22 protein-coding genes and 1 pseudogene are annotated in these 25,060 nt (G+C 31.2%); all 23 read left to right on the top strand.

The window, feature by feature from the left end; all coding sequences use genetic code 11:
* Nucleotides 1-359 precede the first annotated feature (359 nt).
* The 23 genes and pseudogenes from AB1J10_RS00785 to AB1J10_RS00675 all read left to right on the top strand — a co-directional run bounded on the left by AB1J10_RS00785 (nt 360) and on the right by AB1J10_RS00675 (nt 25,057).
* Nucleotides 360-1,765 (top strand): annotated as a pseudogene (locus AB1J10_RS00785) (DHA2 family efflux MFS transporter permease subunit).
* A 343-nt stretch (nt 1,766-2,108) separates the two neighbouring features.
* Nucleotides 2,109-2,810, top strand: a complete 702-nt coding sequence (yycF, locus tag AB1J10_RS00780; RefSeq protein WP_019468531.1) for a response regulator YycF — start codon at nt 2,109-2,111, stop codon at nt 2,808-2,810.
* A 13-nt stretch (nt 2,811-2,823) separates the two neighbouring features.
* A complete protein-coding gene (walK, locus tag AB1J10_RS00775; protein WP_046207189.1) occupies nt 2,824-4,656 on the top strand; it encodes a cell wall metabolism sensor histidine kinase WalK in 1,833 nt (610 codons plus the stop codon).
* The gene (locus tag AB1J10_RS00770) at nt 4,646-5,986 is read left to right on the top strand and encodes a YycH family regulatory protein (RefSeq protein WP_369002952.1); all 1,341 of its coding nucleotides are present in this window, start codon (nt 4,646-4,648) and stop codon (nt 5,984-5,986) included. The genes walK and AB1J10_RS00770 overlap by 11 nt, the downstream gene beginning before the upstream one ends.
* Nucleotides 5,987-6,769 carry a two-component system regulatory protein YycI gene (locus tag AB1J10_RS00765; protein WP_107504573.1) on the top strand — a complete coding sequence of 261 codons (783 nt, stop codon included), beginning with the start codon at nt 5,987-5,989 and terminating at the stop codon, nt 6,767-6,769. It abuts the gene before it with no gap.
* A 436-nt stretch (nt 6,770-7,205) separates the two neighbouring features.
* Nucleotides 7,206-8,006, top strand: coding sequence for an MBL fold metallo-hydrolase (locus tag AB1J10_RS00760; protein WP_128088366.1), 801 nt, complete (start codon nt 7,206-7,208; stop codon nt 8,004-8,006).
* Between the two features lie 741 nt (nt 8,007-8,747).
* Nucleotides 8,748-9,227 (top strand): 23S rRNA (pseudouridine(1915)-N(3))-methyltransferase RlmH, encoded by a 480-nt coding sequence (gene rlmH, locus AB1J10_RS00755; RefSeq protein WP_224395864.1) that lies wholly within the window; start codon nt 8,748-8,750, stop codon nt 9,225-9,227.
* 253 nt (nt 9,228-9,480) lie between these two features.
* A complete protein-coding gene (locus AB1J10_RS00750) occupies nt 9,481-10,146 on the top strand; it encodes a YveK family protein (RefSeq protein ID WP_369002951.1) in 666 nt (221 codons plus the stop codon).
* 15 nt (nt 10,147-10,161) lie between these two features.
* Nucleotides 10,162-10,851: a polysaccharide biosynthesis tyrosine autokinase gene (locus AB1J10_RS00745; RefSeq protein ID WP_369002950.1), complete on the top strand. Its 690-nt coding sequence runs from the start codon at nt 10,162-10,164 to the stop codon at nt 10,849-10,851.
* Nucleotides 10,852-10,853: 2 nt separating this feature from the next.
* Complete coding sequence (locus tag AB1J10_RS00740; protein ID WP_369002949.1) at nt 10,854-11,624, top strand: tyrosine-protein phosphatase; 771 nt, start codon at nt 10,854-10,856, stop codon at nt 11,622-11,624.
* A gap of 22 nt (nt 11,625-11,646) precedes the next feature.
* Nucleotides 11,647-13,458 (top strand): polysaccharide biosynthesis protein, encoded by a 1,812-nt coding sequence (locus AB1J10_RS00735; protein ID WP_369002948.1) that lies wholly within the window; start codon nt 11,647-11,649, stop codon nt 13,456-13,458.
* A gap of 1 nt (nt 13,459) precedes the next feature.
* Nucleotides 13,460-14,833 (top strand): hypothetical protein, encoded by a 1,374-nt coding sequence (locus AB1J10_RS00730; RefSeq protein WP_369002947.1) that lies wholly within the window; start codon nt 13,460-13,462, stop codon nt 14,831-14,833.
* Between the two features lie 3 nt (nt 14,834-14,836).
* Nucleotides 14,837-16,210: an O-unit flippase-like protein gene (gene wzx / locus AB1J10_RS00725; protein WP_369002946.1), complete on the top strand. Its 1,374-nt coding sequence runs from the start codon at nt 14,837-14,839 to the stop codon at nt 16,208-16,210.
* Nucleotides 16,185-16,610 (top strand): serine O-acetyltransferase, encoded by a 426-nt coding sequence (locus AB1J10_RS00720; protein ID WP_051664355.1) that lies wholly within the window; start codon nt 16,185-16,187, stop codon nt 16,608-16,610. Before wzx ends, AB1J10_RS00720 begins: the two co-directional genes overlap by 26 nt.
* Nucleotides 16,607-17,797: a glycosyltransferase gene (locus AB1J10_RS00715; protein WP_369002945.1), complete on the top strand. Its 1,191-nt coding sequence runs from the start codon at nt 16,607-16,609 to the stop codon at nt 17,795-17,797. The genes AB1J10_RS00720 and AB1J10_RS00715 overlap by 4 nt, the downstream gene beginning before the upstream one ends.
* On the top strand, nt 17,794-18,669 hold the full coding sequence (locus tag AB1J10_RS00710) for a glycosyltransferase family 2 protein (protein ID WP_369002944.1): 876 nt from the start codon (nt 17,794-17,796) through the stop codon (nt 18,667-18,669). Before AB1J10_RS00715 ends, AB1J10_RS00710 begins: the two co-directional genes overlap by 4 nt.
* Nucleotides 18,670-18,674: 5 nt before the next feature.
* Nucleotides 18,675-19,226 carry an acyltransferase gene (locus AB1J10_RS00705; RefSeq protein WP_369002943.1) on the top strand — a complete coding sequence of 184 codons (552 nt, stop codon included), beginning with the start codon at nt 18,675-18,677 and terminating at the stop codon, nt 19,224-19,226.
* Between the two features lie 3 nt (nt 19,227-19,229).
* Complete coding sequence (locus AB1J10_RS00700) at nt 19,230-20,231, top strand: NAD-dependent epimerase (protein ID WP_369002941.1); 1,002 nt, start codon at nt 19,230-19,232, stop codon at nt 20,229-20,231.
* 20 nt (nt 20,232-20,251) lie between these two features.
* Nucleotides 20,252-21,526 carry a nucleotide sugar dehydrogenase gene (locus tag AB1J10_RS00695; RefSeq protein ID WP_369002940.1) on the top strand — a complete coding sequence of 425 codons (1,275 nt, stop codon included), beginning with the start codon at nt 20,252-20,254 and terminating at the stop codon, nt 21,524-21,526.
* Entirely contained in the window at nt 21,526-22,677 is a 1,152-nt protein-coding gene (locus AB1J10_RS00690) for a glycosyltransferase family 4 protein (RefSeq protein WP_369002939.1), read from the top strand. Before AB1J10_RS00695 ends, AB1J10_RS00690 begins: the two co-directional genes overlap by 1 nt.
* A gap of 20 nt (nt 22,678-22,697) precedes the next feature.
* The gene (locus tag AB1J10_RS00685) at nt 22,698-23,291 is read left to right on the top strand and encodes a sugar transferase (RefSeq protein ID WP_192959435.1); all 594 of its coding nucleotides are present in this window, start codon (nt 22,698-22,700) and stop codon (nt 23,289-23,291) included.
* Nucleotides 23,291-23,908 carry an acetyltransferase gene (locus AB1J10_RS00680; protein ID WP_369002938.1) on the top strand — a complete coding sequence of 206 codons (618 nt, stop codon included), beginning with the start codon at nt 23,291-23,293 and terminating at the stop codon, nt 23,906-23,908. Before AB1J10_RS00685 ends, AB1J10_RS00680 begins: the two co-directional genes overlap by 1 nt.
* A 42-nt stretch (nt 23,909-23,950) precedes the next feature.
* Nucleotides 23,951-25,057 carry a DegT/DnrJ/EryC1/StrS family aminotransferase gene (locus AB1J10_RS00675; RefSeq protein WP_369002985.1) on the top strand — a complete coding sequence of 369 codons (1,107 nt, stop codon included), beginning with the start codon at nt 23,951-23,953 and terminating at the stop codon, nt 25,055-25,057.
* The last annotated feature ends 3 nt before the right edge of the window (nt 25,058-25,060 follow it).

Here is a 25,060-nt window from a genome sequence, read left to right as displayed (position 1 = left end):
TAAAAAAGCAGTGGTTACAATACTTTTAATTTTGCACTAAAAATTGTCAACCTAGTTGACAATAAAAGGGAAATTTTGATACAGTAATGAAGTTGATCGTTCGAGGACATTACTTTGAAGTAACAAATAACGTATACATATCAATGAAAAGATGTGTTTACCATTTAAAATTCATATTGTAAATGCTCAATGATATTAAACAAATTTGAATGGTATATCGAGATAAATTGTGGATCGAAGAGATTAATTTTAAAAGTAAATGCACACGAAGTTTATCACGTGCGACAGCATTACATATCAATGTTAGGTCTCTTAATAATACTTATACTTCATGGAACCATTAAAAAGGAGTATTTAAAATGACAACACAAGTAAAAGTAAAGAACCCAAGCATGTACGCACTTGTACTTATGATTGGTGGATTTATGGGATTATTTAGTGAAACAGCGTTAAACATGGCACTCACAGATATTATGGCTGATTTTCAAGTTTCAGCTGCAGTGGTGCAATGGCTGACGACGGGATATTTACTCGTTATGGCTTGTTTAGTACCTGCTTCTTCTTATTTAATCAAGTGGTTTAATACGAAACCACTTATTATTACAGGAATTGTATTATCATTAATAGGCGTTATTATTGGTGCGCTCGCGCCTAATTTTAGTCTCTTATTATTAGGACGTATTGTACAAGCACTTGGCACAGGTATTTTACTACCAATCATGGTGACAGTATTGATGCTTATATTCCCAATAGAAAAACGCGGTGCCGTGATGGGCATTATGGGTCTAGTGATTACCGCTGGACCAGCGCTTGGACCAACGCTGTCAGGTGTCATTATTTCAGCTTCTAGCTGGCATTATATTTTTTGGATTAGTGCGATTTTATACCTTATCGTATTATTTATGGCAATTTCAAAAGTAGAAAATATTGGAGAAATTACCAAACCTAAAATTGATATGATTTCTATTGCATTATCTACAATAGGATTTGCGGGATTAATCTTTGCATTAAGCACATTAGCTGAAGCACCATTTACAAGTACTATTGTATGGTTGCCGTTATTAATCGGCGTTGTTGCACTGGCTATCTTTATCGTACGACAATTCAAGATTGATTCGCCGATGCTTAATTTAAACGTATTTAAATATCCAATGTTTGTCATAGGGGCGCAATGGTTTTCGTTACGATATTATGTATCCTATCTATGGGTATATTGTTGCCGCTATATTTAAAAGGTGCTTTATTATTTAATTCGATTATTGCTGGTTTAATTTTATTACCAGGTAATGCAATCAATTTAATCTTATCACCGATTGTTGGTTCCTTATTTGATCGTTTTGGTGCTAGATACTTTGGCATTTTCGGATTTTTACTGATGTTTATTGCAGCGTTAACGTTTGCATTAATGATTTCAGTTTCTACACCTGTTTGGGCTATTATTCTGACATTCATGGTACTTTTCTTTGGCATATCGATGGTCATGATGCCAGCACAGACAAATGCCTTAAATCAATTGCCGCACCACCTTTATGCTGATGGTTCAGCAACGATTACAACGTTAATCCAAGTAGCAGGTTCAGCTGGTACTGCGATTGCCATTACGATTTATAGCACAGCAATGCGTAACTTTGGCGCAAGTCATCCAAATGCAGAACAAGAAGTTGTACTGTCTTATGGTATCCAATATGCCTGTTTCTTTATTGTAATATTGACAGTTATCGGATTTATATTATCGCTCTTCGTTAAAAAATCTAAAAATATTTAATATTATCAGTGATGCATATCCAGTATAAGTGACATCATGTTCAAATTTTGACTAAAGTATCTCAAAATACCTTAGTCAAAATAACATGACCCTTGCTGAGATATGTATCACTTTTTTATAGACTATGGGCAATATACTCGCACAGTGATATCATGTTGTGTAGGCTTAATATACCTATAATTAACCTATTAATAGTAAAAAATGTTATAATTTTACAATATACCAATTTATTTTTTTGTTTAGAAAAATAGAATTAGCACGCTATAAATGGTAAATTATATTATAGAGAAATGTGTAGAAAAATATGTAAACGTACTACAATTTAGAAATGAGGTTTATAAATATGGCTAGAAAAGTTGTGGTAGTAGATGACGAAAAACCAATTGCTGATATTTTAGAGTTCAACTTGAAAAAAGAAGGTTATGAAGTATTCTGTGCATATGATGGCAATGATGCAGTAGATTTAATATATGATGAAGAACCAGACATTGTCTTATTAGACATTATGTTACCTGGTCGCGATGGCATGGAAGTATGCCGTGAAGTACGCAAAAAATATGAAATGCCAATAATTATGTTAACCGCAAAAGACTCAGAAATCGATAAAGTATTGGGTCTTGAACTTGGCGCCGATGACTACGTGACGAAACCATTTAGCACGCGTGAATTAATTGCGCGTGTCAAAGCAAACTTACGTCGTCATTATTCACAACCAGCACAAGAAGTGAACGATGCATCTAATGAAATTACAATTAAAGATATTGTTATCTATCCAGATGCATATTCTATTAAAAAACGTGGTACAGATATTGAATTAACACACCGTGAATTCGAACTGTTCCATTATTTATCTAAACACATGGGTCAAGTTATGACACGTGAACATTTATTACAAACTGTTTGGGGCTATGACTATTTTGGTGATGTACGTACAGTAGACGTAACGATTCGTCGCTTACGTGAAAAAATTGAAGACGATCCATCACACCCAGAATATATAGTGACACGCCGTGGTGTTGGATACTTCCTCCAACAACACGATTAGGGGACAATATTAAATGAAGTGGCTTAAACATTTTCAATCTCTACACACGAAACTTGTTATTGTCTATGTATTGTTAATCGTAATCGGTATGCAGATTATCGGTTTATACTTTACCAATAGTCTAGAAAAAGAATTAACACAAACATTTAAAAATAATATCTCGCAATACGCGAAACAAATAGAAATTAATATAGAAAAAGTCTATGACGAAGACAACTCAGTCAATGCACAAAAAGAAGTCCAAAATTTATTGAATGAGTATGCCAATAGACAAGAAATAGAAGAAATTCGTTTTATTGATAAAGATCAAATTATCATGGCTACCTCAAAGCAGTCTACGCGTAGTCTAATAAATCAAAAAGCTAATGACAGCTCCATACAAAAAGCGCTATCTCTAGGAGAAATTAATAGCCATACAGTATTAAAAGACTATGGTAATGGAAAACAACGTGTGTGGGTCTACAATTTACCAGTGAAGACATCAGATGATGGCACAATTGGTGATGTTTATATAGAAGCAGATATCAACGATGTATATAACCAATTAAGTAACATCAACCAAATCTTTATTGTTGGGACAGGCATCTCGTTATTAATTACAGTGATACTAGGTTTCTTTATTGCGCGCACAATCACAAAGCCAATTACCGATATGCGTAACCAAACCGTTGAGATGTCTAAAGGTAACTATACGCAACGTGTTAAAATTTACGGCAATGATGAAATTGGTGAACTTGCACTAGCCTTTAATAATTTATCCAAACGTGTACAAGAAGCACAAGCAAATACAGAAAGTGAAAAACGACGTCTAGACTCTGTCATTACGCATATGAGTGATGGTATTATCGCAACCGATCGTCGTGGCCGTGTGCGTATTGTCAACGATATGGCATTAACGATGCTAGGCATGATGAAAGAAGAAATTATCGGTCATTACATGTTAAATATGCTTAAATTAGAAGAAGATTTTTCATTAGATGAAATTCAAGAAAATAATGATAGTTTCTTATTAGATATCAATGAAAGTGAAGGTATAATCGCTCGTGTAAACTTTAGTACAATCGTACAAGAGACCGGCTTCGTTACAGGTTATATTGCCGTACTTCATGACGTAACAGAACAACAACAAGTTGAACAAGAACGTCGCGAATTCGTGGCGAATGTTTCACATGAATTACGTACGCCGTTAACATCCATGAATAGTTATATCGAGGCATTAGAAAGTGGTGCATGGAAAGATGATGCGTTAGCGCCACAATTCTTATCAGTGACACGTGAAGAAACAGAACGTATGATTCGACTCGTAAACGATTTACTACAATTATCAAAAATGGATAACGAATCAGATCAGATTACCAAAGAAATTGTAGACTTTAATATGTTTATCAATAAAATTATTAACCGCCATGAAATGTCAGCGAAGGATACAACTTTTGTTCGTGAGATTCCAAAACAAACAATCTTTACAGAAATTGATCCAGATAAGATGACACAAGTGTTTGACAATGTCATTACCAACGCAATGAAGTATTCACGCGGTGATAAACGTGTTGAGTTTCACGTGAAACAAAACTCACTGTATAATCGTATGACCATCCGCGTCAAAGATAACGGCATTGGTATCCCAATCAATAAAGTAGATAAAATCTTTGACCGTTTCTACCGTGTAGATAAAGCACGGACACGAAAAATGGGTGGTACAGGATTAGGACTAGCCATTTCTAAAGAAATTGTCGAAGCACATAACGGTCGCATCTGGGCAAATAGTGTAGAAGGACAAGGTACGTCAATCTTTATTACACTTCCATGTGAAGTACTAGAAGATGGTGATTGGGATGCAGAGTAAAGAACTAATTAAATCTATTATCCTATTTCTTTTAGTACTCATGAGTGCGATTTTGACGTATATGACATGGAACTTTTCACCTGATTTGGCTAATGTTGATAAACAAGACAATAGTAAAAAAGAAGCGAAATCAAATACAATAGGTAAACCTTTGAAACAAGGGATGCCTCAAGTAATCACACCATACCAAGTCATTCACTCTAAAGGTGAAAGTACAGAAGGTATGGAAGCAACACGCAGCAATGTCGAAGAAATAATTAAACCTTTAAAAAATCATCGTGTATTACACGCTGAACAAATGCACAGCAATCATAATTTAATTATTCCAGACTTGAGCGATGAATTTTTAGTATTGGACTTTACCTATGATATGCCACTTGCTACATATTTAGGACAAGTATTAAATATCAATGCCAAAGTACCCAACAACTTTAAATTTGATCGCCTGTTAATAGATAACAATCAAGACGGCAAAATTAAATTTTATGCGATTAGTAAAGATAGACATAATGTTGTACGCATGACCACAACGGTGAAGACAGATAAATTCACACAAGCATTGGAAAACCAGCATAAGCATATGCAACCATACACAGAAATTATTACCAATAAAGATACGATAGATAAAGCGACACATATCTTTGCGCCGAAGTCACCAAAAGGACAAAAATCCTACCATACAATCTATAATCACATTAGTGTAGATACCATGAATTCAATACTATTTAACGATTCAGTGGTAGTGCGTAGTTCAAGAAGCGGTGCAGTCACTTACAACAATAATACAGGTGTGGCCAACTACAACGATGAAACCGAAAAATATCGCTACACAAATCTATTAGAAGATGAAAACCGTTCAACGAACATGCAAGAAAGCATTCCAAGCACCTATGCATACATCAATAATCACGGTGGTTTTACAGATGATTTCAGATTATTCCATACAGATGATAAACGTGGGGATTTAACTTATCAATTGTTCTTGAATGGACGACCAACGTTTAACGACGACGATTTAAATACATTGAAAGTCTCTTGGGGCAATAAAGGTATTTATAGCTATGCGCGTACGTTATTAAAAGCGAATGTAACTATTGATAGTGGCGAAAAAGAAGTCAACCTGCCAGGCGCTGAAACTGTCCGTTCGGAACTCGCCAATAATCCTGAAGTAGATTTCGAAAAGGTAACAAACATGACCATTGGTTACCGCATGGAAGATAAACAGGACAACGGAGATATAGAAATCCAGCGCAATAGTGAATTTAAGCCATGTTGGTATGTAGAGTACGATGACAAGTGGCGTGCATATAAAGATGGGGGGCTAGAATAAATGAACTGGAAACACACGAAAACATTATTTATTTTTGTATTTATTCTAGTGAACATCAGCCTTATCATCATCTATATTGATAAAGTCAACAAATCTCATATTAACGATAGCGCCGACGAAAATGCAGTGAATTTTAAACAAGAAAAAATAGAAATTCCTGAAAATTTGCCAAGCGTTAAAAATATAGAAATGCAACTACTCACTGCAAGATCTAATGATTTTTCATCTTATGCAAAAGCACGTTCAAGTATTACAAGCGAAGAAGACGGTCAAAAAATCAAAGGTGAAATCAATGATCCAATTGATGTAGGTAACGATCAATACACAGATTTAAAATCGTATGTTAAAGATAAAATCTTTAAAGGTCAAAATTACGAAATGAGTAAAATTGACGATAAAAATGTTACTTTTGAACAGACTTATAACGACTTTCCAATCATGAATAATAGTAAAGCACAACTCAAATTTAATATCAATGACGATGGTAAAGCGTCAAGCTACAGACAAACAGCTATGAAATCCATAGAGCCATCAGAAGGTGCTAACAACGATAAGAAACAAGTAAACACTGCGAAAAGCGCGATAGAAGCACTTTATTATAATCGTTACCTTAAACGAAACGATGAAGTGACCAACGTCCGACTCGGCTATTATACCGTTGTTAAAGAACCTAACGTGCAAGTACTAGAAGCCAATTGGGAAATCAAAGTAAAACATAAAGATGAATCCAAGACATATTACGTCGAAGCCATTTCAGACAGTCCCAAAATTGTTGAAGAATAGGCGAACATACATTTATGACTTCACACAAGCATATCGTTTAGTGAGTGTTGAAGATTTATCATAAAAATAAGAGAGCGGATATACGAAATCAAAAGTATTAACATTGATTTTGATACCGCTCTTTTATTATGTACTTTGAGACACAGTATTTAAAAAAACAAGACACCACATTAAACAATAAATTCAATTTAAGCTTCAAAGTATGTTAAAATAGATTATTGTTAAATCAAAGTTATAAACCAACTGCGTTGATTTAAGATGAACGCATGTAAACATAAATATGTACCACATAGGATAGTTTAAAAGTACATAATTTAAAAAGCAGTTTCAGCAGATATAAAAACTTTAATAATTAGACAGAGGGCATGTTGAGGTCACATAAACCGTAGACTGCCTATACAAATTATAAGCAACGAGTGTTTATCGATTAGAAAGGGTGAATCGCTTGATACGAATGAGTGTATTAGCGAGTGGTAGTACAGGTAACGCCACTTATGTAGAAAGTGATAAAGGTAGTATCCTCGTCGATGCAGGCCTGACAGGTAAGAAAATGGAAGAACTGTTTGGTCAAATCGACAAACAAATTAAAAATTTAAACGGCATTTTAGTAACACATGAACATTCCGACCATATCAAAGGCCTCGGTGTCTTAGCGCGTAAATATGGATTGCCAATATACGCAAACGAAAAAACATGGTCAGCAATCGAAAAGAAAGATAGTAAAATCCCAATGGATCAGAAATTTATTTTTAATCCATACGAGACTAAGTCTATAGCAGGCTTCGACATTGAGTCATTCAACGTGTCTCACGATGCCATAGACCCACAGTTTTATATCTTCCATAATAATTATAAAAAATTCACGATACTTACAGATACAGGCTACGTTTCAGATCGCATGAAAGGTATGATTCAAGGCAGTGATGCTTTCGTATTCGAAAGTAATCACGACGTTGACATGCTTCGTATGTGTGGCTATCCATGGAAGACAAAACAACGTATCCTCAGTGATATGGGACACGTATCTAATGAAGATGCAGGGCTTGCCATGACAGACGTCATTACAGGCAACACGAAACGCATCTACCTATCCCACTTATCACAAGACAACAACATGAAAGACCTTGCACGCATGAGCGTTGGCCAAGTCCTAAACGAACACGACATCGATACAGAGAAAGAAGTGCTCCTCTGCGACACAGACAAAGCTCAAGCCACACCAATATACACACTGTAGTAAGAAGCCCTTGCCCTTCATTGAAGAAGCGGTTAGGGCTTTTTTGTGCATTAATCCAAGACTACTGTAAGCTATTGTTGAAATGGCATGTTTGAATAGATAGATGATTTTAATGGGTGAGCTGAAGATGATTCAAAGCGTAGTTGGCATATGAAATGAAATTGAGTACTTCTTAATACGATGGCTAAACGTAAATCTAGTTAAAGCATCAGTTTTCATATTAGTGAGTTATCAGAGACTTATGCATGAGCCATAGCTTAGTCTCACTTTAACGCTAGTCATGTTGTGGTGATGGCACGACGAAATTATTTTAACTAAATTAGAGGTTTGTTTAACAAGCGATTTTTATAAAATGATTAGTCCATTAAAGTAGTTACATATATGCATTTACCTTATAATTTATAAACAGTGGATAACTTGCATAATAGCTTGAAAGAACGTGAGATTTTGTAAAATAAACGTAAATTTTGTGAATAAGTATGTAAGACAATCGGCAACTTATCCACGTATTTATCCAAAGTTATCCAGAGATGTGCACAATTAACAGAGAAATACCCACATTATACACAGAGTTATCCACAAATAAACAGGTTATCCACTCTTACTTGTGAAAAAAACGTAAATTATTTTAAATTATCGTATACATTCCTGTTATAATAAGAGGGAATTGTGTGAATAAGTGCATAACTTGTGGATAAGTCTAATAACTATTGATTTTTAAGCTTTTACAGGAGGCAAATTATGAAAATTACTATACTTGCAGTTGGCAAATTAAAAGAAAAATACTGGAAACAAGCCATAGCTGAATACGAAAAACGTTTAGGTGCGTATTCCAAAATTGAAATTATTGAAGTACCAGATGAAAAAGCACCCGAAAATATGAGTGACAAAGAAGTTGAACAAGTGAAAGAAAAAGAAGGCCAACGCTTACTAGCAAAAGTAAAACCACAATCCACAGTCGTTACTTTGGAAATAAAAGGAAATATGCTGACTTCTGAAGGACTTGCTAAAGAATTAGAAAGCCGCATGATACGCGGCCAAAGTGACTTCACATTTATTATCGGTGGTTCCAATGGCTTGCATCAAGACGTCTTAAACAGAAGTGACTACGCCTTATCATTTAGTAAAATGACATTTCCACACCAAATGATGCGCGTCGTCTTAATCGAGCAAGTCTACCGTGCGTTTAAAATCATGCGTGAGGAAGCGTATCACAAATGATGAGGTTTTTAAATGTTTTAGCTAATAATCGATTCTAATAAATGTGTGTAAAAATTCACTTAATTAGGATATGATTTTTAAATTAAAGTAATTAAGTTGAAAATGAGTATTATTGTTAAATATTTGTTTTACTAATTGTAAGGTTGTAAAATTGGTATATTTTAACTATACTAATTACATTCTGAGAAAATAATATAATAAGTTACATATTAATTAAAACGGAAAATTTGACGAAAAATAACAGGAGGTTTTCATGGAGAATTCAGTAGATTTAATAAAAATATGGAGAATAATTAAAAGAAATTTTAATTTAATCATAATTTTACCAATAGTCGGTTTAATTATAGGTCTTCTATGCTCTTTAATTTTAGTTCAACCAATGTTCCAAGCATCAACACAAGTAATAGTTAACGAAAAAGAAAGCGATTCAACAATGCAGGCTCAACAGGTTCAAAGTAATATCCAGTTGGTGAATACATATGCCGAAATTGCAACAAGCCCTCGTATGTTAGAGGAAGTTTCAAAAGAGTTAGATAACAAATATTCGGCAAAAGAATTATCAGGTATGATCTCAGCAACAAGTGAAACTGAATCACAAATTTTAAATGTTGCAGTTGAAAGTGCAAATAAGAATGATTCAGAAAAAATAGCAAATGTATTTTCTGAAGTTTTTAGTGATGAAACACCTAAGATTATGAACATTGACAATGTATCTATTTTATCTAAAGCAGATGGTACCGCAACTCAAACTGAACCTAAAATGTTAGTAAATGCTTTACTTGGCATAGTAATAGGTTTAATGGTTGCAGCGATTGTAATAGTTTTAAGAGAAATTTTTGATACACGCATTAAAAATGAACAAGATGTACAAGATGAATTAGATATTCCAGTTTTAGGTTCAATACAAAAATTTAAATAAGGAAGGATATTATTTATGGCAAAGAAAAAAGAAAAAACAATATCACCTTTATACGTTCATAACAACCCTAAGTCTACAATTAGTGAAAAGTTTAGAGGGATTAGATCAAATATTATGTTCTCAGGTGCGAATTCAGAAATAAAATCACTTTTAGTCACATCTGAAAAACCAGCATCAGGGAAAAGTACAATAACTGCAAATATTGCCATTACATATGCTCAAGCAGGGTATAGAACTTTAATTATTGATGGCGATATGAGAAAACCAACACAACAAAACATTTTCAATTTAACAAGTCATAGTGGCTTATCTAATTTAATAATTGGCAAAGTACATCAAACTGATGCCATAAAAGAAACGCACATTGAGAATTTAAATGTCCTAACGTCAGGACCAATACCGCCAAATCCTTCAGAACTTATTACATCAACAAATTTCCGCGAATTACTTAAAAAGTTAACTGATGATTTTGATTTTATTTTAATTGATACACCGCCAGTGACCACTGTCACAGATGCACAATTATATGCTAAAAATGTTAGAGATTGTGTGTTAGTGATTGATGGTTCAAAAAATGAAAAAAATGAAGTTAAAAAAGCTAAAGAATTATTGATTAAATCAGGTGGGAAAGTTATCGGTGCAGTCTTAAATAAAATGACAATCGAAAAAGGTTCAAGTTATTACTATTATTATGGAGATGAGTAAATATGATAGATATACACAATCATATATTGATTGGAGCTGATGATGGTCCAAAAACAAAGGAAGACACTATTAATTTAATAACTCAAGCGAAGGAAGAAGGTGTTACTAGTATTGTAGCAACGCCGCATCATTTGCATACAAGATATAACAATCCTGTAGATAATGTGAAGTCAAAGGTGAATGAGATAATATCTATTGAAGAAATTAAAAAACTAGGTATTGAATTCTATTATGGTCAAGAAATTCGTATTACTGACCAAATACTTCCGGAAATTGATAATGGAAATATAGTTGGAATTAATAACTCTCGGTATTTATTAATTGAGCTTCCTTCAAATGAAGTTCCCCCTTATACTCAAAATTTATTGAACGAGCTACAAGTTTTGGGATACATTCCTATAATCGCTCATCCTGAAAGGAATAGAGCAATTGCACAAAACTTAGATCTGTTATTTCAGTTAATTAATGGTGGTGCTTTAAGCCAAATAACATCTACATCATTAAATGGTAGTATGGGTAAAAATATTAAGAAAGTCACTTTGCAAATGATTGATAATAATCTTACACATTTTATTGCTTCGGATGCACATAGTGTTAATGAAAGGCCATTTTTAATGAAATCATTATTAAACGATAAAAAGCTTAAAAATTATAAGGAAGAAATCAGCGAACTAATTGAAAATGCAAAACTAATTATTGAGGATCAGAAGTTAATGAAGAAAATTCCAACACAAGATTATAATTATAAAAAAAAGTTTGGCATTTTTAAATAAAATTGAATGAGGGGATTTATAGGTGGCACAAATTTCTGCAAGATTACGTCTATTTATGTTAATCATAATAGATTCAGTAATTGTAACATTTTCTGTGTTTTTGGGATATTTTATATTAGAACCATATTTTGAAAGTTATACATTTGATTTATTAGTTTTATCATCTATCATATTGTTTATTTCACATCATGTGTTTGCGGCATTATTCAACTTATATCATAGGGCTTGGGAATATGCTAGTGTAAATGAATTGATGTTAGTTGTAAAATCAGTAAGTTCTTCTGTGTTAATTACATTAATTGTTGTTTCTCTTATAACAGGTAGTAGCCCATTCTTTAGGTTGTATTTTATAACTTGGATGATGCATTTAATACTAATAGGTGGCTCTAGATTATTTTGGAGAGTATATCGAAAATATATAATTGGTAAAAATATAAAAAAGAAACCAACATTAATAGTAGGTGCTGGTCAAGGCGGATCATTGTTAGTCCGTCAAATGCTAAGAAGTTCATATATGAAAATGGAACCTGTGTTAGCTGTAGATGATGATAAAAACAAACAAAAAATAGTTATTACAGAAGGTGTAAAGGTACAAGGATACATAAAAGATATTCCTGAATTAGTGAAAAAATTTAAAATCAAAAAAATTATAATAGCAATACCTACTTTAAGTGCAAAGAGACTTAAAGAAATAAATAATATATGTAATATCGAAGGAATAGAAGTATTTAAAATGCCAAACATAGAAGATGTGTTGTCTGGCGATATAGAAGTAAATCAATTAAAAAAAGTAGAGGTAGAAGATTTATTAGGTAGAGAACCAGTGGAGTTAGATATGGCACTTATATCAAATGAACTTTCTCATAAAACAATTTTAGTGACTGGTGCAGGAGGTTCTATTGGTTCTGAAATTTGTAGGCAGGTATGCAAATTTGAACCAAGCAAAATAATTTTATTAGGACATGGTGAAAATAGCATTTATCTAATAAATCAAGAATTAACAAAGTTATATAAAAATAAAATAGAAATTATACCAGTTATTGCTGATGTGCAAAATAAATCGAGATTACAAGAAGTAATGTTGAAGTATAAACCATATGTTGTTTATCATGCTGCGGCACATAAACATGTACCTTTAATGGAAGCAAACCCATTTGAAGCAATGAGAAATAACATATTAGGAACAAGAAATACTGCTGGGGCAGCAATAAATGCTGAAGTAAATAAATTTGTAATGATTTCTACGGACAAAGCAGTTAACCCACCTAATGTAATGGGGGCTACGAAACGAGTAGCTGAAATGTATATTCAATGTTTAAATCACGAAAATTCTAAAACTGATCTTGTTGCCGTAAGGTTTGGAAACGTATTGGGTTCAAGAGGGTCTGTAATTCCATTATTTAAAAAACAGATAGAGGCTGGTGGGCCACTAACAGTTACTCACCCTGAGATGACGCGTTACTTTATGACGATTCCAGAAGCATCCAGACTTGTGTTACAGGCTGGTGCCATAGCAACTGGTGGTGAAATATTTGTATTGGATATGGGAGAACCAGTAAAAATAGTTGATTTAGCTAAAAATATTATTCGATTAAGTGGTAAAAAAGAAGAAGATATTGGTATAGAGTTTACTGGCATGAGACCAGGAGAGAAATTATTTGAAGAATTATTGAACAAAAATGAAATACATTCTGAGCAAGTATATGAAAAAATTTATCGTGGTAAGGCAGTAACTGTTTCCAAAAATGAGTTAGATGAAGTTATTAATGAACTATTTACTAACCAAAAGGAATCAAAAGAAAAATTAATACAATTTGCTAATAGGAAGTTATAAAATGATATTTTTTTATAGAATTATAGTCTTAATTTTGTCTCTCATAAGCATTCTTTCAATATTGCTGAGCGACGTCCAATTACCAAACAATTTAATAGCACTACCTTTATTATTTATGTGTTTGTATTTCTTGTTACCAATGTTCAGTAGATATATGTTTAACAATATTGGTATCACCATTGTAAATATCACCATGTTGATAAGGTATATCATTTCTCCATTATTAATGTCTATTTATGGCGTGAATGTTGATATTGGTATGTCTACATCTCTTGTTGCTCAAACCAAAGCTATAAACTTAATGTTATTTGAAATGGTAGTAATTATCGTCACATTCTGTATTTTGCACAAACGATTTTATTCTAACAAAACTGAATTTAAAGAAATAACAGCTAAAACTAATTTGTTTGGCTGGGCTTTTGTACTCTTCGGTTTTGTAATTGTATTATTTAATCCAGAAGTACTTGCAAGGTATACTTTTATTTGGTCTGCCTCTCAATTGAAAAGTAAAGATGTAGTAGAGTCAGTTTCTTTGTTTTTCTTAATAGTACAACTTGCGCAAATAGTTGCTACAATAGGCTTGCTAAATTGGATATATAAATTCTATGAATATAATAAAAACATTATATGGTTATTACTATCATTTATAGTAATTGGCATATCATCGTCATTTATTACTGGAACAAGTAGATTTAGTATTATTTTACCGTTAGTGACTGGATTGTTCACTGTTTTTATTTTATATAAAAACTATCGTAAGTTGATTATTATATTATCAGTGGGAATGTCATTATTATTAATAGCAGTGTCTACATTGTTAAAACAAAATACGATTGCTTCACAAGCTAATACATCTATTGCTAAATCAAGTAGTACGTTCGAAAATCTTAACACTGACTTACAATTGTATTTTTCAGGGGTATCTAATGTAGCCCATTCAATTGATACTAGTTATGTTTATGAACCTTTTCAATTTGATGCAATTATTAGTGAATTATTTAGATCAGTAGTATTTTTGAATTCATTATTTGGACAACATGCAAGTGCTTTGACATCATTTAATGAAGTTTTTTATCAGAGGTCTTTGGTTTCTGATCAAATATTACCAATGATAGGTCAAGGGTTTTTATATTTTGGACCGTATTTAGCACCTATACTTTCATTAATAAGTATTATACTTGTAATGATACTTGATAAGAAAATATATAAGAGTGATTCGGTATTTAAATTATATATTATGTCATATTTATGTATAAAGTTATCATTGTTTTTCATGGCAAATGCAACGATTCACATGTCATTTTTTACAAATTTCTTCATCCTATTATTGATAATAAGTTATCTGAATAAGAAGTTTATACTGAAGAGGGTGTAGTTCATGAATATTGGAAAAAAAGATGTTGCTTGGGGTTATATCAGTTTAGCTATGGTGCAAGGTATAAATATTATGCTACTACCAATCATATTAAAATTTTTGAATTCAGTTGAACTAGGTTTATGGTATACGTTTACTTCACTATATGGATTAGCAATGTTAATTGATTTTGGATTTCAAGCAGTTATTGCTAGAAATATTAGTTATTTGTGGTCTGGCGCTCAAACTGTTAAAAAAGAGGGCTTTGATGAGAGTGATATAAAAGATGATGGAATAAATCTTCGGTATTTTATAAAAGTATTATCGACTGTGAAGTTTATTTACTATATCATGGGTTTATTAATTCTAATAACATTTATGACTTTTGGTACTTTATACTTAGTACAAATTACAAATGGCGAAATTGACCTATTTACAGCATTAGTAGCATGGTTTTTTTATATGTTATCTATTGTGTTAAATATTGCGTTTTCTTTTTGGAATGCTGTTTTAAAAGGGATAGGAGCAATAAAGGTATACAATCAAATTTTAGTAGTTACTAAAGTAACACAATTATTATTATCAATTATCTTTTTATTGTTAGGATACGGAATAATTGGAGTTTCACTTGCATACTTTATTTCTGTAATTGTAAATAGATTACTACAATCATTTAATTATTACAGATTTTCAGATGAAACAAGAGCAACAAATAATAGGATAAAAGTTAAATATGATAAGGAAATTTTTTCGGCGTTTTTACCTAATACTATAAAGACTGGAATCTTATCTTTATCTAATTATTTAGTAATAAATTTTCCATTAATTTTATGTTCTTATTTCTTATCTTTAAAAGTTTCAGGGCAATTTGGATTGATAAATCAAATAATCACATTAATTTTAACGTTATCAAATTCTTATTTTAATACATATCTATCTAAATTCAATTACTTAAGAGTTAGAAATCAGTTTGACGAATTGTTTAGATTGTTTATTAAATCGATGATAACAAATTATATTTTCAACATTTTTGCATTTGTTTTGTTATTAATATTTGGTAATTTCGCTTTGGATATCATTGGTGCTGATTATAAATTATTACCAATTGGTTTAATGCTAATTATTATTGCTTATAGGTTCTTGTACAACAATCAAATTCTGTTCACAACATTTTTGACAACTAAAAACCAAATCCCTCATTACAAACAATTTTTAATGTCTGCAATTATAACTATTATTGCACAGGTTATTGTATTGACGTTCGTTGAATCAAAATTATTATACTTAATAATGCCATTATTTATTATTCAATTAGTATTTAATAATTGGTACTGGGTTTATTACGTTATTAAAGATATAAGGAGTGAAAGAAATGAAAAAGAAATCATTAATGAATAAATCAATAATATTAATGACTAAACTTTACCAAAAAAACATTCCAATATTACCAAGGCTAATGCAGCAATTTAACAGATTTATATTTGCCTGCGACATACCAAGAAGCGTGAAAATTGGTAAAGGAACAATCTTTCCACATAGTGGTTTAGGGTGCGTTATTCACTCAAATGCAATAATCGGAGAAAATTGCAAAATTCAACAAAATGTAACAATTGGAGGTCGAGGGCAACATGGAAGACCTACAATTGGAAATAATGTATTTATAGGGGCAGGATCCACTATTATTGGTGGTATTAAAATTGGGGATAATGCAACAATTGGTGCTATGACATTGGTTTTAAAAGATGTAGATGAAAATGAAACTGTCGTTGGTATTCCGGCAAGAGGAGTGAAAAAGTGAAATTATTATTTGTGGTAAATAATTTTAATTTTGGTGGACCTCAAAAGAGTCTTGTGAATTTACTATATGAATTAAAAGATACTGATGTCCAAATTGATTTGATGATTTTAAATCAACAAGATAAATTAACGAGTTACATTCCTGATTATGTAAACGTTGTTCAAGTTCCAAGTAAGTATTCATTATTGATGCTAGATAAAAGTAATTTATTTAAAAAAATGAGGCGAAATTTAAATAAGCCAATGTTGATTTTAAAAGTATTAATGTTTGTAATTAAAAGCCAACTAAAATTACAGGATAATACTAAAAGTAAGCAAAAATTTTGGATTGAAAACAAATGGAGTAATGCAGATTTTACAAAACAATATGATGTTGCTGTTGGTGTATCTGGAGGGCATTCTGTTTATTTTATAGAAGATTATATTAAAGCTAATCATAAAATTGGTTGGATTAGAACAGATTATAATGTATTAAAAAGAGATCATAAGTTGGACAAAAAATATTTTGAAAAAATGAATGGCATGATTGCCGTTTCAAAAATGACTGCTGAAATTTTTGAAAATATTTTTAACATAAAACCTTATGTTTACTACAATAGCTTACCTATTAAACTATATGAAAATATAGAGGGTGAAAATTTAGATACAGATTCAAATTATATGAATTTATGTACAATTTGTAGGTTGGACAATGATAAAGGTTTAGATTTATTAATTGAAGCGGCAAAAAATTTGAAAAATCAAGAAATAAAATTCAAATGGTATATCGTTGGTACTGGAAAATTGGAAGAATGGTTGAAAGAAGAGATACAAAAGAATAGTTTAGAAAAATTAGTTTTACCAATAGGTTTTAAATTCAATACAGGGACTATTTTAAAAAAAATGGATGTTCTTGTACATCCTTCTAGATTTGAAGGCAAGTCAAATACTATTGATGAAGCAATTTATTATGAAATACCTGTTGTAGCTACTAATTTTGAAACGGTCTATGAACAAATTATTGATGGTGAGAATGGTTTCATTACTAATATGAATGGAAATGAAATAGCGGAAAAAATTATCAGATTATATGAAGATAAGCAGGTTTATAAAAAATTAAAAACCGAACTTCATGATAATAGGCATGTTCCTGAAAATAAAGGAAGAGAATTTATTAATTTACTGTATAAGATAGGAGATAATAAATGACTAAATTAACTATTTTCACACCGACATATAACAGGGCACATACGTTACCTAGACTTTTTGAATCATTACTGAATCAAACTAATTATGATTTTGAATGGTTAATTGTTGATGATGGATCTACAGACAATACTGAACAATTAGTGAAAACATTTTCGACAGAAAAATTTCCAATTAGATATATAAAACAAAACAATGGTGGAAAGCATATAGCTACCAACATAGGTTTGAAATCTGCATCTGGTGAGTTATTTACTTGTCTTGATAGCGATGATTGGTTTTACTCATACGCAGCTGATTACTTCATTTCAAAATTCGCTGAAAATCCAAGTATGGCAGCGTTAATAACACTAGATTCTTATGAAAATGGTGATGTTTTAGGTGAAACTTTACCAGAAGTAGATAAGGTTAATTGGGTGGATTTAAGATATTTATATAAAGTAAAAAGAGATAAATGCTATGTATATAAAACATCACTTATTAGATATATGACATTTCCACAATATGGTGATTCACGTCATATGCCACCTTCATACCAGTTGTTTGAATTCAGTGAATTATATGACTGCCATTTATCAAACGTGAAAACAAAATATGTTGAATATTTAGATGATGGTATAAGTAGTAGTGTTAAAACTAATTATTTTAAATCTGCAGAAAATTATTGTGAATATAGAAAAAAAGCATATAATCAACTTCCTAATTTGAAAGAAAAGTTGATCGATATATTATTATTTGATATTTCATGGATAGATACATCTTTAAATTCTAGGTACAAATTTAAAGATAAAATTCCGTTACTTATTTCAATCTTTGCACTGCCTCCAGCAACACTATTATATATATATTATAAATACAAGTTTAGGAGATTGTGATGATTATGAAAAATAAAATGAATACAATTATAAAATTAATGCAAAAGCCATATAATTATGTACCTAAAATAATTTGCAATCTATTATGGGATATTTTTAATATTAGTGAGTTGAAAATTGCGATTTTATATAGAAATTTATATGTAAATAAATTTTCGGAAAATGTAGGTAGAAATTTATTTGTTGGAAAGTTTGTTTCTATAAAGAATATACAAAATTTATCTATTGGAAATGATGTAAGCATCCACGCTTATACCTATATTGATGCATTTGGGCAAATAAAAATTGGTAACGATGTATCTATAGCAAATCACTCGACACTAATTTCATCAGATCATATATGGACTGATGACAAAATACCAATTAAATTCAATCAAGTTGAACCCAAAAAAATTGTCATTGAAAATGATGTATGGATTGCTGCTGGAGTAAGAGTTCTTGGTGGCACTACTATCAATAAACGAAATGTAATTGGTGCCGGAGCTGTAGTAAATAAAAGTACAGAAGAAAATTCTGTTTATGTAGGTGTACCAATCAAAAAAGTGAAGGGGATATAAAATATGAAAATTTTAATCACAGGTACTGCAGGATTTATTGGATCGCATCTTGCGAAAAAGTTAATTAAACAAGGACATCATGTTATAGGCGTAGATAGCATAAATGATTATTATTCAGTTTCTTTGAAAGAAGATAGACTAGAATCCATAGGAAAAGAGAATTTTACTTTTTACAAATTGAAATTAGAAAATTACGAAGATTTAGTAAAAATATTTAAAGATGAAAAACCGGAAGTGGTTGTTAATTTAGCAGCTCAAGCGGGTGTTAGATACAGCATCGATAATCCAAAAGCGTATATAGATGCTAATATTGTTGGTTTCGCGAATATACTTGAATGTTGTAGACATTTTGATATACAAAATTTAATTTATGCATCATCAAGTTCTGTATATGGCGCAAATACTTCCAAACCATTTAGCACTTCGGATAATATAGATCATCCGTTAAGTTTATATGCTGCAACTAAAAAATCTAATGAATTAATGGCACATACGTATAGTCATTTATACAATTTACCAACTACTGGTTTAAGATTTTTCACAGTATACGGACCATGGGGAAGACCAGATATGGCACTATTTAAATTCACAAAAGCGATTGTAAATGATGAGGTTATAGATGTTTATAATCACGGAAATATGATGAGAGATTTTACTTATGTGGATGATATTGTAGAAGCAATAAGTAGATTAGTGAAAAAACCTGCATCGCCAAATAAAGAATGGTCAGGTGCAAATCCAGATCCTAGTTCTTCTTATGCACCTTATAAAATATATAACATAGGAAATAACAGTCCAGTCAGATTAATGGAGTTTGTAGAAGCAATTGAAAATAAATTAGGAAAAGAAGCTAAGAAAAACTACATGAATTTACAACCAGGAGATGTACCTGAAACTTATGCAAATGTAGATGACTTGTTTAGAGATATTGATTTTAAACCAGAAACTACAATTCAAGATGGTGTAAATAAATTTGTTGATTGGTATTTAGAATATTATAAATAAAATTTGGGAGATGTTATTTGATGAAAAGAAATATTGCTGTAGTTGGGTTAGGTTACGTAGGTTTACCAGTAGCTGTGACTTTTGGAAATAAACATAAAGTGATTGGATTTGATATTAATGAGTCAAGGATTCAAGAACTAAAAAATAATTACGATAGAACAAATGAAGTTACAGAAGATAAATTAAAGCAAACTAATATAGAGTACACTTCAAATGCAGTGGATTTGAAAAAAGCTGATTTTATTATTGTAGCAGTACCTACGCCGATAGATAAACATAACAAACCAGATTTAACTCCATTATTAAAAGCCAGTGAAACAGTTGGAAAAGTGATTACGCCTGACACAATAGTAGTTTACGAGTCAACGGTATATCCTGGTGCAACAGAAGAAGACTGTGTACCTGTATTAGAAAAACATTCAGGACTAGTTTGTGGTAAAGACTTTTTCGTTGGCTATTCACCAGAAAGAATAAATCCTAGTGATAAAGTGCATACTTTTGAAACAATTACTAAAGTAGTATCAGGTCAAACACCTGAAGTGTTAGAAGTAGTTGCAGACGTATACAGCTCAGTAGTTACAGCAGGAGTTCATAAAGCATCCTCAATTAAAGTGGCAGAAGCAGCAAAAGTAATTGAAAATACACAACGTGATGTGAACATTGCATTAATGAATGAACTCGCAATCATTTTTGATAAATTAAACATAGACACTAATGAAGTACTTAAAGCATCAGGAACAAAATGGAACTTCTTGAATTTTAAACCAGGGTTAGTAGGTGGCCATTGTATTGGTGTTGACCCATATTATTTAACACATAAAGCTCAGGAAGTTGGTCACCATCCTGAAGTTATCCTAGCAGGTAGAAGAATAAATGATAATATGACTAAACATATTGCTTCTAATGTAATTAAAGAATTATTAAAGCAAGGATTAGAAGTTCAAGGCGCATCAGTGAATGTATTAGGTCTTACATTTAAAGAAAATTGTCCAGATTTAAGAAATACAAAGGTTATTCATATTATTGAAGAACTTAAAGAATATGGATTAAAAGTAACAGTGAATGATGTAGAAGCAGATAAAAACGAAGCAGAGAAATTGTTCAATATTAATTTAAGAGATAAAAGTGAATTAAGAAAAGCTGATGTAGTATTATTTGCAGTTCCTCATAGTGAATATTTAAATGAATGTGATGATTATATTAATTTGGCAAAAGAAAACGGAATTATCATTGATATTAAAGGCAATATTAGCCATGAAGATGTTCAATCTAATCAAAAGCTTTGGAGGCTATAATGTTAAAAATTGTGCAAATTGCTGCAATTGAAATGACGCATATAAAACTTTTGAAAACTTTGAATGAAACGAGTGTTGCAAGTGGTATGGAAGTCCATTGTGTAAGTACTTTTGGTTCAAAACAAAATGAAGTCAAACAGCAAGGTGTTCACTATCATAATATAAATATTGATAGAAATATCAATCCAATTAGCAATATGAATTCTATTTTGAAAATGGTAAAGTTATTTAAACAAACCAAACCAGATATTGTTCATGTTCATACACCTATCGCTGCAGTTTTAGGCAGAATTGCTGCTAAGTTAGCAGGTGTGCCGACAATAATATATACAGCACACGGATTTTATTTCCATGAAGGTATGTCATTAAAGGCATATAAATTTTATTTTAATATTGAGAAATTTATTGGGAAATACTTTACTGATTATATATTCACTCAAAGTGAGGAAGACTATGACACAGCTGTAAAAAATAACTTTTTAAAAAAATCTAAACAAAATAATTATCTTCATATTAGCAATGGTATAGATATAGATAACCAATTTAATTTTGAATTAATAAATAAAGATAACTTGACTAATTTAAAAAAAGAATTAAAAATTGAAGCTGACGATATTGTTGTTACTTTTATTGGAAGACTAGTTAAAGAAAAAGGAATATTAGATCTTTTAGATTCCTATAATAAACTGTCTTCGAATAATATTAAGTATATAATTATAGGTGATTTACCTGAAGGCGAAAGGGATAATGAAACACAAGAAATGCTGAAAAAATATAAAAAAGAAAAAAATATTATTTTCGCAGGACAAATTTCTAATATTAATGAATATTTAGCTTTAAGTGATATATATTGTTTACCGTCTTATAGAGAAGGTATGCCTAGATCAATCATTGAAGCTATGGCAATGAAAAATGCAATTATTGCCACAAATATAAGAGGTTCGAGAGAAGAAGTAATTGATAATGAGAATGGTTTTTTAGTACCTTTAAAGGCAAGTATGTATATTGCAAATAAAATAGAAGAATTAGCAAATGATAAAAATAAATTAAAAAAATTTAAAGAAGCAAGTTTTATGAGAGCAAAAAACAATTATAATGAAGCGGATGTTGTCAAAAAGCAACTTGAAATATTTAGTCAAGTTGATAAGTAAGAAAGTGAGGGATCGAACTAATGTTAAAGAGAATGTTTGATTTGATAATTAGTATAAGTTTATTAGTTATTACTTCACCAATTTTAATAGTTTCATATCTTTTGATTTCAAAGAAACTTGGGAAACCAGTATTGTTCAAACAAACTCGACCAGGGAAAAATGAAAAGCCTTTCGACATTTACAAATTCAGAACTATGACAACAGAGGTTGATGATAAAGGTGATCTATTACCAGATGAGCAACGTATGACAAAACTAGGTTCTCAAATTAGAAATTCGAGTATAGATGAATTGCCACAATTAATTAACGTTTTAAAAGGTGATTTAAGCCTGGTAGGACCAAGACCATTACTAATGGAATACTTGCCTTTATATAATGAAGAACAAAGAAAGCGTCATAATGTTAAACCTGGCATTACAGGATGGGCACAAATAAATGGTAGAAATGCAATAACATGGGAACAAAAATTTAAACTTGATGTATGGTATGCTGAAAACCAATCATTTAAACTGGATATGTATATTTTATATAAAACGTTTGAAAATGTATTGAAGAAAAAAGATATTAGTTCTGAATCTCATGTTACTGCAGAAAAATTTAGAGGTAATTTTTAATGAAGCATATAATCTTAATAGGTAATGGTGGTCACTCGAAAGTTATTAAAGATATTATTGATGCATTGTCAGACTATACAGTTGCAGGTTTTTTGGATAATAAGTTCTCTTCATATGAAGAGAATGAGGAATTTTTTTATGATAATTTAGATAATATCAATATATATAAGGAAGGTTACTATTTCTGTATTGCTATTGGTCATAATTTTATAAGAAATAAACTTTTTAAAGAAATGAAACTTGATAAAAAACAATTTCCATCACTGATACATCCGACTTCTAGTATAAGCCCAAGTGCTCAAATTGGATTTGGTACAGTTGTTATGCCTAATACTGTTATTAATGCAGATACACGAGTAGGCAATCATGCAATAATTAATTCAGGTGCAGTTATTGAACATGACAATATAATAGAAGATTATGTTCACATTTCTCCAAATGCAACACTAGCAGGAAGTGTTGAAATAGGAGCACGTTCACATATCGCTATTGGCGCATCAGTATTACCACAAATAAAAATTGGTAGTGATTGTATCGTAGGAGCAGGTGCGACCGTTATTAATAATGTTTATGACAAACAAATTGTTGTTGGTACACCAGCAAAACCCAAGGAGTGAGAGCAATTGACAAATGAACGAGTATATTTATCTAGACCACATATGGGTGGGAATGAACAATCTTATATATCGAAAGCATTCGAACAAAATTGGATAGCACCATTAGGAGAGAATGTTACAGAATTTGAAAATAGTATAAAATCTTATGTCAATATAGATGAAGCATTGGCTGTTAGTAGTGGTACTGCAGCAATACACTTAGCACTTATAGAGAGTGGTGTAACAGAAAATGATTATGTATTTTGTACATCTTTAACTTTCTGTGCGACTTCTAACCCGATTTTATATCAAAATGCTATCCCTGTATTCATTGATTCTGAATTAGATTCTTGGAATATGTCGCCAATCGCGTTGGAAAAAGCGTTTAAAGAATTTGAAAAAAAATCAATTAAACCAAAAGCTGTTATAGCAGTTAACTTGTATGGACAATCTGCAAAATTAGATGAAATCAAATCAATTTGTGATACATATAATGTAACTTTAATAGAAGATGCAGCTGAATCATTGGGCGCCGAATTCCAAGGTAAAATGAGCGGTAGTTTTGGTGATTTTGGTATCTTTTCATTCAATGGTAATAAAATTATTACAACAAGTGGCGGCGGCATGCTAGTAACAAATAACAAAGAAGCCAAACAACACGCACTTTTTTTAGCAACACAAGCAAGAGATAAAGCAATACATTATCAACATAGTGAATTAGGTTATAATTACAGATTAAGTAATATCTCAGCTGGTATTGGCCGAGGACAAATGGAAGTATTAGAGCAACATGTTCAAAAAAGAAGAGCAATTTTTGATAAGTATTATCAAGAGTTGTCAGATATTGAAGGTATTGAATTTCAACCGGAATTACCTAACTCCAAGTCAAACAGATGGCTAACTGCATTAACAATTGATGAGAAAAAGGCTGGATTTTCGGCAAATGATGTAATTAGTGCACTTAGTAAAGAAAATATAGAAGCGCGACCTGTTTGGAAACCAATGCATTTACAACCACTATATAGTCAATATGAATATTATTTTGATGGTGTTGACAATGCTAAATATTTATTCGAACAAGGTATATGTCTACCTTCTGGTTCTGATATGGCAGTCGAAGATCAACAACGTATTATTCAAATTATAAAAAGATTGCTAGTCACAAAGTAAGGA

It is taken from the genome of Staphylococcus cohnii species complex 1663, assembly GCF_041008415.1.
In the GTDB taxonomy this organism is placed as follows: Bacteria; Bacillota; Bacilli; order Staphylococcales; family Staphylococcaceae; genus Staphylococcus; species Staphylococcus ureilyticus.
The sequence above is the reverse complement of the archived record's forward strand: the minus strand, read 5'-3'. Positions and strand labels throughout refer to the sequence as shown.

What these genes read in the sequence shown, in the direction of transcription:
- yycF (WP_019468531.1), top strand. Translation starts at nt 2,109, where the DNA reads ATGGCTAGAAAAGTTGTGGTAGTAGATGACGAAAAACCAATTGCTGAT.
- walK (WP_046207189.1), top strand. Translation starts at nt 2,824, where the DNA reads ATGAAGTGGCTTAAACATTTTCAATCTCTACACACGAAACTTGTTATT.
- AB1J10_RS00770 (WP_369002952.1), top strand. Translation starts at nt 4,646, where the DNA reads ATGCAGAGTAAAGAACTAATTAAATCTATTATCCTATTTCTTTTAGTA.
- AB1J10_RS00765 (WP_107504573.1), top strand. Translation starts at nt 5,987, where the DNA reads ATGAACTGGAAACACACGAAAACATTATTTATTTTTGTATTTATTCTA.
- rlmH (WP_224395864.1), top strand. Translation starts at nt 8,748, where the DNA reads ATGAAAATTACTATACTTGCAGTTGGCAAATTAAAAGAAAAATACTGG.
- AB1J10_RS00750 (WP_369002951.1), top strand. Translation starts at nt 9,481, where the DNA reads ATGGAGAATTCAGTAGATTTAATAAAAATATGGAGAATAATTAAAAGA.
- AB1J10_RS00745 (WP_369002950.1), top strand. Translation starts at nt 10,162, where the DNA reads ATGGCAAAGAAAAAAGAAAAAACAATATCACCTTTATACGTTCATAAC.
- AB1J10_RS00740 (WP_369002949.1), top strand. Translation starts at nt 10,854, where the DNA reads ATGATAGATATACACAATCATATATTGATTGGAGCTGATGATGGTCCA.
- AB1J10_RS00730 (WP_369002947.1), top strand. Translation starts at nt 13,460, where the DNA reads ATGATATTTTTTTATAGAATTATAGTCTTAATTTTGTCTCTCATAAGC.
- wzx (WP_369002946.1), top strand. Translation starts at nt 14,837, where the DNA reads ATGAATATTGGAAAAAAAGATGTTGCTTGGGGTTATATCAGTTTAGCT.
- AB1J10_RS00720 (WP_051664355.1), top strand. Translation starts at nt 16,185, where the DNA reads ATGAAAAAGAAATCATTAATGAATAAATCAATAATATTAATGACTAAA.
- AB1J10_RS00710 (WP_369002944.1), top strand. Translation starts at nt 17,794, where the DNA reads ATGACTAAATTAACTATTTTCACACCGACATATAACAGGGCACATACG.
- AB1J10_RS00705 (WP_369002943.1), top strand. Translation starts at nt 18,675, where the DNA reads ATGAAAAATAAAATGAATACAATTATAAAATTAATGCAAAAGCCATAT.
- AB1J10_RS00700 (WP_369002941.1), top strand. Translation starts at nt 19,230, where the DNA reads ATGAAAATTTTAATCACAGGTACTGCAGGATTTATTGGATCGCATCTT.
- AB1J10_RS00695 (WP_369002940.1), top strand. Translation starts at nt 20,252, where the DNA reads ATGAAAAGAAATATTGCTGTAGTTGGGTTAGGTTACGTAGGTTTACCA.
- AB1J10_RS00690 (WP_369002939.1), top strand. Translation starts at nt 21,526, where the DNA reads ATGTTAAAAATTGTGCAAATTGCTGCAATTGAAATGACGCATATAAAA.
- AB1J10_RS00685 (WP_192959435.1), top strand. Translation starts at nt 22,698, where the DNA reads ATGTTAAAGAGAATGTTTGATTTGATAATTAGTATAAGTTTATTAGTT.
- AB1J10_RS00680 (WP_369002938.1), top strand. Translation starts at nt 23,291, where the DNA reads ATGAAGCATATAATCTTAATAGGTAATGGTGGTCACTCGAAAGTTATT.
- AB1J10_RS00675 (WP_369002985.1), top strand. Translation starts at nt 23,951, where the DNA reads ATGGGTGGGAATGAACAATCTTATATATCGAAAGCATTCGAACAAAAT.